Annotated in this window: 11 protein-coding genes and 3 pseudogenes; 5 read left to right on the top strand and 9 right to left on the bottom strand. The window is 61.2% G+C overall.

Annotated elements, in window-relative coordinates; all coding sequences use genetic code 11:
* Positions 1–34 precede the first annotated feature (34 nt).
* On the bottom strand, positions 35–1,360 hold the full coding sequence (gene fliI, locus RPMA_RS08295) for a flagellar protein export ATPase FliI (protein WP_211912365.1): 1,326 nt from the start codon (positions 1,358–1,360) through the stop codon (positions 35–37).
* Between the two features lie 424 nt (positions 1,361–1,784).
* Between fliI and ctrA the strand changes: the two genes are divergently transcribed.
* From ctrA to RPMA_RS08275, 4 genes and pseudogenes are all read left to right on the top strand, one after another.
* Complete coding sequence (gene ctrA, locus RPMA_RS08290) at positions 1,785–2,486, top strand: response regulator transcription factor CtrA (RefSeq protein ID WP_211912364.1); 702 nt, start codon at positions 1,785–1,787, stop codon at positions 2,484–2,486.
* Positions 2,487–2,627: 141 nt separating this feature from the next.
* A complete protein-coding gene (locus RPMA_RS08285; RefSeq protein WP_211912363.1) occupies positions 2,628–3,038 on the top strand; it encodes a DUF350 domain-containing protein in 411 nt (136 codons plus the stop codon).
* Positions 3,035–3,445, top strand: a complete 411-nt coding sequence (locus RPMA_RS08280) for a hypothetical protein (protein ID WP_211912362.1) — start codon at positions 3,035–3,037, stop codon at positions 3,443–3,445. The genes RPMA_RS08285 and RPMA_RS08280 overlap by 4 nt, the downstream gene beginning before the upstream one ends.
* Positions 3,445–4,601: pseudogene (locus RPMA_RS08275) on the top strand (glutathionylspermidine synthase family protein). The gene RPMA_RS08280 and the pseudogene RPMA_RS08275 overlap by 1 nt, the downstream one beginning before the upstream one ends.
* Before the next feature lie 118 nt (positions 4,602–4,719).
* Here RPMA_RS08275 and RPMA_RS08270 read toward each other — a convergent pair.
* The 7 genes and pseudogenes from RPMA_RS08270 to chpT all read right to left on the bottom strand — a co-directional run.
* Positions 4,720–5,894, bottom strand: a pseudogene (locus RPMA_RS08270) (IS481 family transposase); the annotation flags it as partial.
* A 110-nt stretch (positions 5,895–6,004) separates the two neighbouring features.
* Positions 6,005–6,883, bottom strand: coding sequence for a CheR family methyltransferase (locus tag RPMA_RS08265; RefSeq protein ID WP_211912360.1), 879 nt, complete (start codon positions 6,881–6,883; stop codon positions 6,005–6,007).
* On the bottom strand, positions 6,880–8,043 hold the full coding sequence (locus RPMA_RS08260) for a protein-glutamate methylesterase/protein-glutamine glutaminase (RefSeq protein ID WP_211912359.1): 1,164 nt from the start codon (positions 8,041–8,043) through the stop codon (positions 6,880–6,882). The genes RPMA_RS08265 and RPMA_RS08260 overlap by 4 nt, the downstream gene beginning before the upstream one ends.
* 101 nt (positions 8,044–8,144) lie before the next feature.
* Positions 8,145–8,510 carry a response regulator gene (locus tag RPMA_RS08255; RefSeq protein WP_211912358.1) on the bottom strand — a complete coding sequence of 122 codons (366 nt, stop codon included), beginning with the start codon at positions 8,508–8,510 and terminating at the stop codon, positions 8,145–8,147.
* 68 nt (positions 8,511–8,578) lie between these two features.
* Entirely contained in the window at positions 8,579–9,067 is a 489-nt protein-coding gene (locus tag RPMA_RS08250; RefSeq protein WP_211912357.1) for a chemotaxis protein CheW, read from the bottom strand.
* An 11-nt stretch (positions 9,068–9,078) separates the two neighbouring features.
* Positions 9,079–11,802 carry a hybrid sensor histidine kinase/response regulator gene (locus tag RPMA_RS08245; RefSeq protein ID WP_211912356.1) on the bottom strand — a complete coding sequence of 908 codons (2,724 nt, stop codon included), beginning with the start codon at positions 11,800–11,802 and terminating at the stop codon, positions 9,079–9,081.
* Between the two features lie 204 nt (positions 11,803–12,006).
* Complete coding sequence (gene chpT / locus RPMA_RS08240; protein ID WP_211912355.1) at positions 12,007–12,654, bottom strand: histidine phosphotransferase ChpT; 648 nt, start codon at positions 12,652–12,654, stop codon at positions 12,007–12,009.
* Between the two features lie 196 nt (positions 12,655–12,850).
* On the opposite strand from chpT, the gene cysQ reads away from it, so the two are divergent.
* On the top strand, positions 12,851–13,651 hold the full coding sequence (gene cysQ, locus RPMA_RS08235) for a 3'(2'),5'-bisphosphate nucleotidase CysQ (RefSeq protein WP_328516569.1): 801 nt from the start codon (positions 12,851–12,853) through the stop codon (positions 13,649–13,651).
* On the opposite strand, the pseudogene RPMA_RS08230 reads toward cysQ, so the two are convergent.
* Positions 13,648–14,138 (bottom strand): annotated as a pseudogene (locus RPMA_RS08230) (YHS domain-containing (seleno)protein). The gene cysQ and the pseudogene RPMA_RS08230 sit on opposite strands and share 4 nt — an antisense overlap.
* Positions 14,139–14,166: the final 28 nt, after the last annotated feature.

Raw genomic sequence — 14,166 nt, 5'->3', positions numbered from 1 at the left:
TTCCATCTCTGGCGATCATGATGGCGCGACAAAGTTAGCGTTCCGTTGCCGAAGTACCAACAATTTGGTGCAGTTGCTGGTATCCCTCCAACAACCCACAGACCTCGTCCTTGCGCTGGCGCAGGAAGGCCTCGAGCGGCTCGTGCAGCTGGATGGCCTCGTCCACCTCCGGGCTGGAACCGGCCCGATAGGCGCCGAGGCGGATGAGCTCTTCCATATCCGAATAGGTCGCCATGATCTGGCGGGCCCGCGTGATGGTCGGCAAATAGGCGGGATCGCAGGACCGCGGCATCGTACGCGAGACGGATTTCAGGATGTTGATGGCGGGGTAGCGGCCTCGCTCGGCGATGCCGCGCTGCATCACAATATGGCCATCGAGAATGCCGCGAACGGCGTCGGCGACCGGCTCGTTGTGATCATCACCGTCCACCAGCACCGTGAAAATGGCGGTGATGGAGCCTTCATCGGTGCCCGGCCCCGCCCGCTCCAACAGTTTTGGCAGTTCCGTGAACACCGTCGGCGTATAGCCCTTGGCGGTAGGCGGCTCGCCGACGGACAGGCCGATCTCGCGCTGCGCCATCGCGAAGCGGGTGACCGAGTCCATCATGCACATGACGTCCTTGCCCTCGTCGCGGAAGTATTCCGATATCGAGAGCGTCAGATACGCCGCCTGGCGACGCATCAGCGCGGGCTCGTCGGACGTCGCGACGACGACTACGGCGCGGGCAAGGCCTTCATCGCCAAGATCTTCCTGGAGGAACTCCTGCACTTCGCGGCCGCGCTCGCCGATCAGGCCGATCACCGAGACATCGGCATCGACATTGCGCGCCAGCATGGAGAGCAGCACCGACTTGCCGACGCCGGACCCGGCGAAGATGCCCATGCGCTGGCCACGGCAGCAGGTGAGAAACGTGTTCATCGAGCGCACGCCGAGATCGAGCGGCGCGCCGACACGCTTGCGCGAATGCGCCGGCGGCGGCGACGCACGATAAGGCATCGGCGCCGGCCCCTGCGGCAGTGGCCCCTTGCCGTCGATCGGCTCGCCCATCGCATTGACCACGCGGCCGAGCCAACCGATCGAGGGACGCACCATGCTGGCCGCATTGGCAATGACGGCGCGGCAACCGCGGCGAACACCTTCTAGCCCGGCGAATGGCATCACCACCGCGTTGTCGCCGCTGAAGCCGATCACCTCGGCAGGAATGAAACGATTGGTGCCGGTTTCGATCACGATGCGCGCACCGACCGACATGGCATGGATCGGGCCAGCGATCTCGACCATGAGACCACGCACACCCACCACGCGCCCGTAGATGTTGATGCCGTCGATATCGGCGATCTGCTCGGCGAGTGCCTTCACGGAATTCGGGCCTTCACTGCCTTACCCTCGCCTTCAAGGTAAATCCTTCGTAGCGAAAGCTTTAAAGTTTCGCCTCATTGCCGTTGGGCCCTTAACTCCGTGTTTACCCGCATCGTTAATCATTCCATCACTGTCTTGGATGACTGAGAGCATTCGCGCCGGCAGAACGGTGGGGCGAATCGATGGAAGCGGCTAGCGCCTAATCCTAATGCGGAACTTAAACGGGCACGGTTACGAAAAGAGTCTTTGACGCAACATCTTACGGCGATTCGACAAAAATTGCACGATTAGAGCTTGCGAAGAAGAATCAGCATTTGTTAACCATATCCCGTCAGGATCCGAATCAGTTGTTCGTAGGCGTTTCTTGGTGCCGCAAGTATGGCGGCCGACCTGACGCCCAGCACGGCGACTAAAGGGGACTGGCATGCGCGTTTTGCTAATTGAAGATGATAGCGCTGTTGCGCAGTCGATTGAGCTGATGCTCAAATCCGAGAGCTTTAACGTCTATACGACGGATCTCGGTGAAGAGGGCGTCGATCTCGGCAAGCTCTACGATTACGATATTATTTTGCTCGACCTGAATCTGCCGGACATGTCCGGTTACGATGTGCTCAAGCAGCTGCGGGTCTCGAAGATCAAGACCCCGATCCTGATCCTCTCCGGCCTCGCCGGCATCGAGGACAAGGTCAAGGGTCTCGGCGTCGGCGCCGACGACTACATGACCAAGCCTTTCCACAAGGACGAGCTGGTTGCCCGCATTCATGCGATCGTGCGCCGCTCCAAGGGCCATGCCCAGTCGGTCATCCAGACCGGCGACCTGGTGGTCAATCTCGATACCAAGACGGTGGAAGTCGGCGGTCAGCGCGTCCATCTGACGGGTAAGGAATACCAGATGCTGGAGCTGCTCTCGCTCCGCAAGGGCACCACCCTCACCAAGGAAATGTTCCTGAACCACCTCTATGGTGGTATGGACGAGCCCGAACTGAAGATCATCGACGTCTTCATCTGCAAACTCCGCAAGAAGCTGGCCAACGCTTCCGAAGGCCGCAACTTCATCGAAACGGTGTGGGGCCGCGGTTATGTGCTCCGCGAGCCGAGCGAAGACGAGATCCGCATCCCGGCTTAAGTCATCTCTCCCCGAACGTTCTCACGAAAACCCCGCCGAAAGGCGGGGTTTTTGTTTGCGCTTATGAACTCTCCCATCGGCCGCCGCGACGAATACAATGGGTGCATCGGGCGATGGCGCCTGACAGCTATTCGGGGCGGAATGGTTCTGCAATCTCTGGCCGGGCTACCGGCATTCCTGGTCTATTTCTGCACCGGCATCGTCGCCGTGATGCTTTATCTATTCGTTTATCTGCGCGCGACATCCCATGACGAATTCGCGCTGATCCGCAATGACTGTGCGCCGGCATCGATCGCGCTCGGACTGAGCCTGCTCGGCTTCGTGCTGCCTGTGGCCAGCGCGATCGTGCATTCCGCCAATGTCATCGACTGCCTGATCTGGGCCGTCATTGCCCTGATCGTGCAGATCGCGGTCTATTTCATCCTGCGGATTCCCGTGCCGAAGCTCTCTGACCGCATCGCCGATGGCCAGATGGCGCCGGCCCTGTGGCTCGGCCTTGCCTCGCTTGCGGCCGGCATCCTCAATGCGGCGTCGATGGTGTATTCGCCATGACGGACGAGAGCATCAAGAACTTCAACAAGCGCCATTCGCCGCAAGCCGCGCCTGAGGAACCGACATCCCGCAAACGTTCGAGCCAGATCGCACTGCTCCTAATGGGAACCATGGCGGTGGGTGGCGGCGCCTATGCGCTGATGCCGAACGAGAACTGCGATCCGAACCGGGTCATCACGCCGGGACAACCGCGCCAGGAATGCCAGCAGCGCAGTTCGTCGTGGTCGTCTTCATCCGGTGGCCATGGCTACAGCAGCAGCGGCAGCAGTTCATCGTCATCGCGCGCGAATTTCACCGGTAGCAGCACCTCTTCCGGCACCAGCGTGGCAGGAACGTCGTCCAGCGGCACCCATGTGGCGCGCAGCGGTTTCGGCTCGTTCGGATCGCACTTCTCAGGCGGTGGCTGATGCAGCGTATCACCTGCAGCGAGCGCGATGACTGGCAGGCCACGGCCGCCAGCATGGGCTTCGCCTTCCACACCGATGGGGCGAACGCTATTGGGACGAGCGCGCTTACTATGCCTTCACGCTTGAGGAGATCGAGCAGCAGATCGAGGGGCCGACAGGCGAGCTCGACGCCATGTGCCGCGAGCTGGTCAGCCGCGTCGTCAAGGACGAGCAATACCTTCAGCAGCTAAAGATTCCCAAGGCCTACTGGACCTATATCACGGCGAGCTGGCAGCGCGGGGATCCGAGCCTCTATGGCCGGTTCGACTTCTGCTTCGACGGCAAGGGATCGGCAAAGCTGCTCGAATACAATGCGGATACGCCGACATCGTTGTTCGAAGCTGCCGTTTTTCAATGGACCTGGCTGGAACAGGCCATCGAGCGACAAATCGTGCCCAAGCGCGCGGACCAATATAATTCGCTGCATGAGCGACTGATCGACGCCTGGCGCAAGATCGGTGCCGGCCAAACACTGCATCTCGCCGCCGGCATGGACAGCGCCGAAGATCGCGGCACCGTGCAATATCTCGCCGATGTCGCGCAGCAAGCTGGGCTCACACCTGAGCTACTCGACATCACGCAGATTGGTTATGCCGATAGCGGCCACTTCGTGGACATGAAGGACCAACCGATCGAGCTGATCTTCAAGCTCTATCCCTGGGAGTGGATGTTCCGCGAGCAGTTCGGCGGCAAACTGAAAGGCGCATCGGCCCGCTGGATCGAGCCGCCCTGGAAGTCCATCCTGTCCAACAAAGGCATCCTGCCCTTGCTCTGGTCGATGTTTCCGAACCACCCGAATTTGCTGCCGGCTTATTTCGACGACGATCCGGCTGCACGCGCGCTCGGCACCAGCTATGTGCGCAAGCCGCTTTATTCGCGCGAAGGTGCAAACGTCACGCTGATCAGCGGCGGCAATGCCATTGATGCACAGCCCGGCCCTTACGGCGAGGAAGGTTTCATCCGGCAGATGCTAATGCCGCTGCCGAACTTTTCCGGAAATTACCCGGTGATCGGAAGCTGGCTGGTGGGGGACGCGCCATGCGGGCTCTCGATCCGCGAGGATGAGAACCCGATCACAGGCAATACGTCACGGTTTATCCCGCACGCGATTTTGTGAAGCGAGTTGGGTGAACTCTGCTTGTCACCACCCGCGAAAGCGGGTGGTCCAGTAAACGCGATCGTCTGAGCTCGCGCACTATAATCGGAGTGTACTGGATCGCCCGGTCGAGTGTATGGCCCGGAGACATGGGTAACGGGTGTTCGGAGACATAGGTAACGGTTTTCATGTTGCCTCGTTGCGCAGATCGATGGAAGCGATCTGATGGGCTCCGAAGAAGACACCGAACGCGCCATCGGTGGCGAGCGGCCGGATGGCCAATAGCTCGCCGCTAAAAGCTTCCGGCATCCGCCAGCGCTTTTTACCGAATCTGAACTGAGCCTTGTGCCAGCTCGCCCGGCGCACGATCGTGCCCTCGTCATAGTCTGGCTCCCGCAACTGGCCTGGCATGGCACGAGTGCTCGGTCGGTAGCGGTTCGCCGGCACGTCGTAGCCGAGCGCTTGGTGCGGCCGCTCGGCATTGTAGACATGCCGCCAGCGGTCGAAAGCCTGCTGCATTTGTTGGGTGGTGCGATAGGTCGCCATCGACAGGACTTCGCTCTTGAGGGTGCGATGGAAGCGTTCGTTCTTGCCCTTGGTCTGCGGGTGATACGGGCGGGCATAGATGACATCGACGCCGAGCTTGAGCAGCCAGACGCGCAGCCGCGTCCACCTGACTTCAGAGCAGGTGCCCCACGGTACGCCGTTATCGACCAGAAACGCCTGCGGCAGGCCGTAGCGCCGGAAGCAGCCGATGAGATGCTGCTGCACCGTATCCTGCCGCTCATTGCTGCAGGCCTGAAGGCACAGCGCATAGCGGGAATGGTCGTCGATCATGGTGAGTGGATGGCACATCCCCTCACCGAGCGGGAAGCGCCCCTTGAAGTCCATCTGCCACAGATCGTTGGGAGCCGGATGCTCGAAGCGCGTGTAGTGCGACGGCTGGTTAGGAGCCGGCACACGGTCGTGCCGTGCCAGCATGGCATGCACCGTCGAGGCGGCCGGCAGGCTTGCTTGCCGATCGTCGAGCCGGCGCCGGATCTTGCGCGCGCCCCAGGCCGGATGCGCATCGCGTATCGCCAGCACAGCGGCTTCGACCTCCAGATCGCTCCGCTTGGGCGAGACATGGGGTTGGCGCGATTGATCCTGTGCCCACCGGGCTTCAGTGGTTTGGGCACGGGCCAGCCATTTATAGCCGGTCTTCGGGCTGATCTGGAAACGGCGGCACAGTTCCCGCCGATTGACGTCCGGCTGCTGAAACAGCCGAACGAACTCCATTCTCTGATCCATGTGTGACACCTCGCGCCAAGGCATGCCGGCCTCCTTAAGCCATCCATGCCGACGATGTGTTACCCATGTCTCCGAACGGGTGTTACCTATCTCTTCGGGCCGTACATCGAGCCGGGCGATGACAGCTTACGCGATCACCGCGCCGGCATCGCTGTCTTCAGGCCCACCGGCGCCATCGGCGGCACGATCGACGGTGCGACGCGCATGGCCGTCGGACGGTACAGGCCACGCTTGTCGGCATGCGGCTTGAACGCGTCGGTGAGGCCGACCACGGTCTCTGCAGCGCCGAGGGCGAGGAAGCCATCGGGCTCCATGCACTTGGCGAGGCGACCGAAGATCTGCGACTTCATGTCCTGATCGAAATAGATCAGCACGTTGCGGCAGAAAATGATGTCGAACTTGCCGAGATGCGAGAAGTCCGTCAGCAGATTGAGCGGCTTGTACTGGATCATGCTGCGCAGCTCAGGCGCGATCTGCCACATGTCGCCGATCTGCTTGAAATATTTCACCAGCAACTGAATCGGCAGGCCGCGCTGCACTTCGAACTGGGTGTAGATGCCGGCCTTGGACTTCTCGAGCACCTGCTGCGAGATGTCGGTGCCGATGATTTCGATGCGCCAGCCGGCGAGCTGTGCACTCATCTCCTTGATCACCATGGCGATCGAGTAAGGCTCCTGCCCCGTCGAGGCAGCCGCACACCAGATGCGGAGGCTGCGACGGGCGCTACGCGCCTGGATCATTTCCGGCAGCACGACGTCGCGCAGATGATCGAACGGCATCTTGTCGCGGAAGAAGAAGGTCTCGTTGGTGGTCATGGCCTCGACGACCTCGGCAGCCAGTGCCGACGAGCCGTGCTTGATCTTCTGAACGAGATCGTCGATGCCGGCGAGGTTCGCCTTGCGGGCGAGCGGCACCAGGCGGCTTTCGACCAGATACTGTTTGTCCGCCGAGAGATCGAGGCCGGACTTTTCCTTCAGAAACTTGCGGAGGAAATCGTAGTCGGCGGGGGTCATGAACGATCTCCAGAGAACAAACGGGTAATTTTGGCGCCAATCTGATTCAGCGGCAGAATGGCCGAGCAGATGCCGGCATTGGCAGCAGCTCCAGGCATGCCCCAGACGACGCTGGTAGCTTCGTCCTGCGCGATCACGTTGCCACCGGCGGCGACGACTTCCTTGCCGCCGCGCATGCCGTCCGAGCCCATGCCGGTCAGCACCACGGCGAGAACACCGCCCTGCCAGACATCGATGCCGGAGGTGAACAGCGGATCGACCGCTGGCTTGCAGAAGTTGACGGGCGGCCCGTCATCCAATGCGATGACGATATTGGCTCCCTGCTTCGCCGCACGCATGTGCTTGCCGCCTGGCGCCAGATAGATCGTGCCGGGCCTGACGGGCTCGCCATCGATCCCCTCATGCGCAGGACGCTTGCTGGCCCGCGCGAGATGTTCGGCAAGAATGGTGGTGAAGGTCGGCGGCATGTGCTGGGTAATCAGCACCGGCACGCGATCGATCACCGAACCGATTTCAGCAACCAGCGCCATCAGCGCCTGAGGACCACCGGTGGACGATCCGATCAGCAGCGCACGCGGCATGGACGCGCTGAACGGGCGGGTGACGACCTTGGAGGGCGCGGTCACGAGCGGCGCGACAGCAGGGCGCGCTGCGGCGGCGACCGGTGCAGCCGGAGCAATCGACGGGCTCGTCACTGACTTCAGACGACGCGTCCGCGCACCGAGCTGGCGGATCTTCTGCAGCAGATCGTGCTTGAAGATATCGGCTGCGGAGATCTCGCGCGTGCTTTCCGGCTTCGGAATGTAATCGGCGGCACCGAGCGACATGGCCTTGAAGCTGATTTCCGCGTTCCGGCGGGTCAGCGTCGATGCCATGATCACGACGAGATTGCGCTTCTTCGCCAGCAGTTGCGGCAGCGCAGAGATGCCGTCGAGTTCAGGCATTTCGATGTCGAGAATGGCAACGTCGGGATTGATGCGCTCGACCTGATTGACCGCATCGAGGCCCGTGCGCAGCGAGCCGACCACCGTCATGTCCGGCTCAGCTTCGACCCACCGCGCGATCAGCCCGCGGATGACGACACTGTCATCCACAAGCATGACACGCAGCGGCTCATACCGCGACTCGGCCGTAGCCGGACTCACAACAGCAACACTCATCAACTCACCAGACGCAACTTACGCAACAGAAATATACTTCAACACAAAGGCATTAACTAAAAGCGGCACTGGAAACGAAACGCGCTTCCAGTGCCGAATAATCAGATCAAGCCAACTTCAGCAAACTTCGCCGAAACGATATCCTTGTCGAACGGTTTCATGATGTATTCGTTCGCACCCGCATGCAGCGCACGCGCGATATGAGCGACATCATTTTCGGTCGTGCAGAACACGACCTTGGGCGATTCGCCACCCGGCATCCGACGCAGATTGCGCAGGAATTCGTAGCCGTCCATCACCGGCATGTTCCAATCGAGCAGAACGGCATCCGGCAGATGCTGCTTGCACGCTTCGAGCGCCTTTTCACCATCCTCGGCTTCCGTGATCTCGAAATCGAGACCTTCAAGAATCCGGCGGGCGACCTTGCGGATGACGCTGGAGTCATCGACGACCAGACAAGTTTTCATGAGAGCCTCGTTTTCCATATCCCAGACGGGACGTTTCCACCGCGGACAGGATCGTCCAGTTGCTGGTCTTAAGCGGCCAGCTTGTCAGTCGGAATTTCAAGTACGCGATCAACATCGAGTACGACCATCAGCTGACCGTCGAGACGGTGCACGCCGTCAGCCATCTTGGCCATGCGCGGATCCAGATTAACCGGATTCACTTCACGGCTTTCGTCGGCGAGCTTCAGCACTTCGCCGATGGAGTCGATCAGCAAGCCATAGGATTCGCCGCGCAGTTCGACACCGACGGCCATCGGCGGCTTGCCATCATCGTTCTTGGGCAGGCCGAGACGCGAACGCATGTCGATTGCGGTGACGATGCGGCCACGCAGATTGAGCACGCCAGCGACATCGCTGGATGCGAGCGGCACGCGGGTCAGACGCTCCGGCATGAAGACATCCTGAACACGCGAGATCGGCATGCCGAACAGCTGACCACCGATCATGGTGGTAACGTATTCGGTGACAGCGCCATCGGCATTGTGGGTCACGTTGGTGGTCGTCGTGGTCGTGGTCATGATAGTGCCCCTTATGCCGCCTGCTGCTGAACTTCAGCGGTCTGTTCCTTGAGCGCGGCAATCAGGCCGGGCCGATCGAACTTGGCGACGTAATCGTGGAAGCCGGCGAGACGGCCGCGCTCGATTGCCGCCGGCGAAATCATCGCCGAGAGCGCGATGATCGGCGTCTGGCCGAGCTTCTGATCCGCGCGAATGGTTTCGGCAAACTCGAAGCCATTCATGTCGGGCATTTCGATGTCGGTGAGAATGACGTCGAATTCCTGACCCGAGCGCAGGACGGTGAGACCTTCCTGGGCGTTGGTGGCGACACGCACCTTGTAACCGGCAGCCTTGAGGACCGGCGACAGCATGTTGCGGAAGAACGCACTGTCATCGACCAGCAGCACCGACTGCGCGGTGGCCGAGACACGCATTTCCTTGCGCGAGAACCAGTCGGCGAAAGCCTGCGGCAGGAAGTGCCCGACATCGATGACTTCGGTAGCGAGGCCCTTGATCACGGCCGAACCGAGAATGCCTTCGCGGCCGGATGCCACTTCGATATGCAGACGCTCTTCGACGATATCGACGATCTCATCGACCACGAGACCCATCGAGCGGCCGTCGTCGGCGAAGACCAGGATCGCCTGGGTGCCCGAGCTGCGAACGGAGACATTCTCCATCTGCACCAGCGGCATCAGCTGATCGCGGTACTGAACCATGTAGCGGCCGTTCGACAATTCGATCTTATCGACGCCGATCTCTTCGAGGCGCGTGACGAGACCGAGCGGAACAGCCTTCGGCTGCGCGGAGCCGGCACGGAAGACCAGCAGCGAGGTGAGCTGTTCGGCACCGAGAGCGCGTGCAGCGGCGTTCTCGTCGGCGATCTCGCCCATATTGGAGGCGGCAGCGCCGAGTTCCTGCGCGATGCCGTTGGGATCGACGATCATGATCACGGCGCCGTCACCAAGAATGGTGTTGCCCGAGAACATGTTGATGTGGCGCAGCTTGGTGGACATCGGCTTGACGACGATTTCTTCCGTGTGGAAGACGCCATCGACGACGATGCCGAACGTCTGGTTGCCCACCTGCGTGACGACGATGAAACCGTTCTCCGGATCGGCCGACGAACCGTCGTCGATCTGCAGCAGCTTCTTCAGATGCATCAGCGGCAGCAGCTTGTTGCGCAGGCGGAGGACCGGGGTCTCCTTGATGCGCTCGATGCGATGTTCCGAATTGGCACGCGCACGCACCAGTTCGACCACTGCGAGCTGCGGGATCGCGAAACGATCACCACCGGCTTCGACGATCAGCGCCGAAACGATCGCCAGCGTCAGCGGAATCTTGATGGTGACGCTGGAGCCCTCGCCGGCCACCGACTTGATGTCGATGGTGCCGCCGATCTGATCGATATTGGTGCGCACCACGTCCATGCCGACGCCGCGGCCCGAGACGCTGGTGACAGCGGCTGCGGTCGAGAAGCCTGGCGCGAAAATGAACTTGTGGATCTGCGCTTCCGTCATCTTTTCGATGTCGGCTTCGGTGGCGAGACCGTTCGAGATCGCCTTCGACTTGATCCGCTCGGTGTTGAGACCACGGCCGTTGTCGGCGATGCAGATCAGGATGTGACCGCCTTCATGATAGGCGGAGAGACGGATCGTGCCCTGCTCCGGCTTGCCGGTAGCGGCGCGTTCGGCCGGGGTTTCGAGACCGTGATCCGCCGAGTTACGCACCATATGCGTCAGCGGATCCTTGATGAGGTCGAGCACCTGGCGATCGAGTTCGGTATCGGCGCCGTGCATTTCGAGTTCGATCTGCTTGCCGAGTTCACCGGCGAGATCGCGGACGATGCGCGGCAGCTTCTGCCAGGCATTGCCGATCGGCTGCATGCGCGTCTTCATGACGCCGTCCTGCAACTCGGCCGTCACGGTGGACAGACGCTGCAGCGGCACCTTGAATTCGGTATCTTCGTGACGACGCGAGATTTCGAGCAACTGGTTGCGGGTCAGCACCAGCTCCGAGACCATGGTCATCAGATGTTCGAGCGTATCGACATTGACGCGGATCGACTGGTTGGCGACCTTATCGGCCTCACCATGTTCGAGTTCGACGGCGGTCTTCTTGGCGGCGGGCTTCGGTGCGGCCGGCTTTGCAGCAGGCTTCTGCTCGGCAACCGGCGCCGCGACAGGGGCCGGCGCGACTGCGGCAGGCGCAGCAACGACCGGGTGAAGTTCGGTTTCGGTTTCCTGGAAAGCACGCTCAAGCTCGTCGAGCGATACTTCGCCCGGACGCAGTTCGCGCTCCAGCGCCTGCACGACCAGCGGCGGCGAATCCATGACAGGCGGAGCGACCTCTTCGACGGCGGCACCGTTCATCGCTTCCATGCCCTTTTCGACCATGTGGTGCAGTTCACCGATCAGGTCTTCATCCACGCCTTCCGGCTCGGCTTCCGTCGCTTCAAGTTGGCCGAGAATGTCCTTAATGCGGTCAATCGTCGTCAGGATCAGCGTCACCGCTTCGCCAGTCACGGGCATTCCGTCACGGAATTTGCCCATCAGCGTTTCAGCGGCGTGTGCAAGAGCCTCCAAACGAGGCAGGCCTAGAAAGCCGCACGTACCCTTGATGGTGTGAACGAGTCTAAAAATATTATCGAGAATTTTCGCGTTGTTCGGATCCTGCTCGAAGCGAACCAGCTGATTGTCAACTGTGTCCAAGCTTTCGTTGGTCTCGGTCAGAAACTCGCGGAGAAGATCATCCATGGAAATAGGCCTTCAACTCAAGGCTCGCAAAGGTGCTACGCCTTATCGCAGTAGGGCCACTCTCGCCGCAAAGCGTTTAATATTAGTTGAGCATTCCGCGAAACAGTGAACGTCCGCGCTGGAACGAAGCTGCATGAACGCAACGAGGCCGCTCTGAGAGCGGCCTCGTAAAGGGTTTGTTAAGTTAGCAGCTGCGCTGCGCGCTCATGCCGCAGAAATAACGGCCGCCTCGCCTTCCAACGCCATGGAGACTTTCAGAGCCGCGGCTGCGGCCAGCAGCCGCGTATAGTAAGGCTGCACGGCATGCGCATCGATATTACCAACCTGTTCGGCCGTAAGCATATCGACGATGTTCTGCGGCAGGCGTGCATTGATACCCGTTGCGGTGATGCGGAAGCCGGTCGGCTCCCCCTCACCAATCGGATCGACCTTGAGCAGACCGCCGCGCGGGATCGTCTGCTGCGCGATGATCAGCATGTTGAGCAACAGCTTCACCTTGTTCTTCGGCAGCAGCAGCCGGGGAAGATTCCACTCGATCTTGGTCTTGGCATCTTCAAGATGGCCACGCGCCATGGTCTGCGCATCGCCGAGATCGATCTGGGCGCCGGCCGACCCCGCCGCACCGAAAGCGAGCCGGCAGAACTGCAAGCGGGCTGATGCAGTCTTGGCGCTCTTGCGGATCAGGTCGAGCGCGAATTCCTTGTCTTCGGGCTTCGGATTGTCGTCGAGCACTTCGAGGCCATTGACGATGGCGCCCACAGGGCTGATGAGATCGTGACAGACACGTGACGACAGCAAAGCCGCAAGCTCGAGGGCATCGGGAGCCGGACCGGGCGATGGTGCATCAGACATGGGTTATGCTCCTGGAGCCGCGCAACATGACATGAACGGCGAATCAAACATTTGCTCTCAAGTTTGATACACTGCGACCGCGAGGCGGACCACCGCCGGACGGCACATCATCTGCACCATGCAACCGGCTGCAACGATAATAACGAGCGAGACACGAAAGCTTGCCATGACCAACGATTCGCGACCGTCCCTTGATATGAGTACCGCAGCTGCGCTGCTGGAGCCGCTCACACAGCTGGCCGCTGAAGCCGGCGCCGCCATTCTCGCGGTCAACCGGAACAGCATGACCATCGATGGCAAAGCCGACGGCTCGCCGGTGACGCAAGCCGATCTCGCGGCCGATCATGTGATCAGCGAAGGACTGGCCAAACTGTTTCCCGGCATTCCGACCCTCTCCGAGGAGCGGCTGCACCTCGCCGAGCCGCCTTATGCCGGCGCATTGTTTCTGATCGACCCCCTCGACGGGACCAAGGAGTTCGTCGCCGGCCGCCAGGAATTTACCGTCAACATCGCATTGATCGTCGATGGCACGCCCTTACTCGGCATCGTCGGCGCCCCCGCGCTCGGATTGATCTGGCGTGGACTGGTCGGGCAAGGCGCCGAACGCGTCGAGATCCGGCCAGACCTCAGCATCGGGAAAGTGACGGCGATCAAGGCACGGACCATACCAGACCGGGACCAGCCATGGGTTGCGGCTGTCAGCCGATCGCATGGCGACCTCCGCAGCGAAGCCTTCATCGCCAGTCGCCCGGGCGCCGTCAGGCAGGAATTCGGCTCGGCGCTGAAATTCTGCCGCGTGGCCGAAGGTCAGGCGGATATCTATCCCCGCCTGTCTCCCACATGCGAATGGGACGTTGCCGCGGGCCATGCGGTGGTGGTTGCGGCGGGCGGTTTTGTCGCCGACAGCCACGGCCAGCCGCTGCATTTCGGCGGCCGGAGAGAGGATTTCATCATTCCGGAGTTCATCGCCTGGGGCGGCCGTGGCGCGGCTGCCTAGCGCGCCAGGGTATCCTGTACCGCAGGCCAGCGTTTGACAGCCTCGGGCAGGAACCGGGACGGCGTTGCGGCAAAACTGTCGCGATTGTCTTCGCGGCCGAACAGATAGAGCCGCTGCCCGGACACCAGCCAGAACCGCGGATTGCCCGCGATGGCGATTCCGCGGGCCATATCGACGGGGTCATACCCCCGAATTGCGGCCCGTAGATGTCCGGATGCGCAATGAACTGGGCACGGTTGCCTTCATTGCGAAAGCGCCAAACGGCACCTTCCTCCGTCAATTCGAAGTCCGGCAGGCCCGCAACGGCCTCAGCCTCGACGAAATAGGCCAGCGGATCAAAACCGCCAATTGCCAGCCCGGTATAGCGATCGGTGACCACACGCTCGGTCGTTCCGGCCCCCGCGCTGGTCGCAAACAGGTGAATCGCCAGCAAGATCAAGGCAATTCCGCGGCCCAAACCGCTCCAATCCCGCCGTTGTGCCGTCATAGTTCATACCGATATTATAGAGGAGTCG

Origin of the sequence: Tardiphaga alba (assembly GCF_018279705.1) — a bacterium.
In the GTDB taxonomy this organism is placed as follows: Bacteria; Pseudomonadota; Alphaproteobacteria; order Rhizobiales; family Xanthobacteraceae; genus Tardiphaga; species Tardiphaga alba.
The sequence above is the reverse complement of the archived record's forward strand: the minus strand, read 5'-3'. Positions and strand labels throughout refer to the sequence as shown.

What these genes read in the sequence shown, in the direction of transcription:
- ctrA (WP_211912364.1), top strand. Translation starts at nt 1,785, where the DNA reads ATGCGCGTTTTGCTAATTGAAGATGATAGCGCTGTTGCGCAGTCGATT.
- RPMA_RS08285 (WP_211912363.1), top strand. Translation starts at nt 2,628, where the DNA reads ATGGTTCTGCAATCTCTGGCCGGGCTACCGGCATTCCTGGTCTATTTC.
- RPMA_RS08280 (WP_211912362.1), top strand. Translation starts at nt 3,035, where the DNA reads ATGACGGACGAGAGCATCAAGAACTTCAACAAGCGCCATTCGCCGCAA.
- RPMA_RS08265 (WP_211912360.1), bottom strand. Translation starts at nt 6,883, where the DNA reads ATGACCCCCGCCGACTACGATTTCCTCCGCAAGTTTCTGAAGGAAAAG.
- RPMA_RS08260 (WP_211912359.1), bottom strand. Translation starts at nt 8,043, where the DNA reads ATGAGTGTTGCTGTTGTGAGTCCGGCTACGGCCGAGTCGCGGTATGAG.
- RPMA_RS08255 (WP_211912358.1), bottom strand. Translation starts at nt 8,510, where the DNA reads ATGAAAACTTGTCTGGTCGTCGATGACTCCAGCGTCATCCGCAAGGTC.
- RPMA_RS08250 (WP_211912357.1), bottom strand. Translation starts at nt 9,067, where the DNA reads ATGACCACGACCACGACGACCACCAACGTGACCCACAATGCCGATGGC.
- RPMA_RS08245 (WP_211912356.1), bottom strand. Translation starts at nt 11,802, where the DNA reads ATGGATGATCTTCTCCGCGAGTTTCTGACCGAGACCAACGAAAGCTTG.
- chpT (WP_211912355.1), bottom strand. Translation starts at nt 12,654, where the DNA reads ATGTCTGATGCACCATCGCCCGGTCCGGCTCCCGATGCCCTCGAGCTT.
- cysQ (WP_328516569.1), top strand. Translation starts at nt 12,851, where the DNA reads ATGAGTACCGCAGCTGCGCTGCTGGAGCCGCTCACACAGCTGGCCGCT.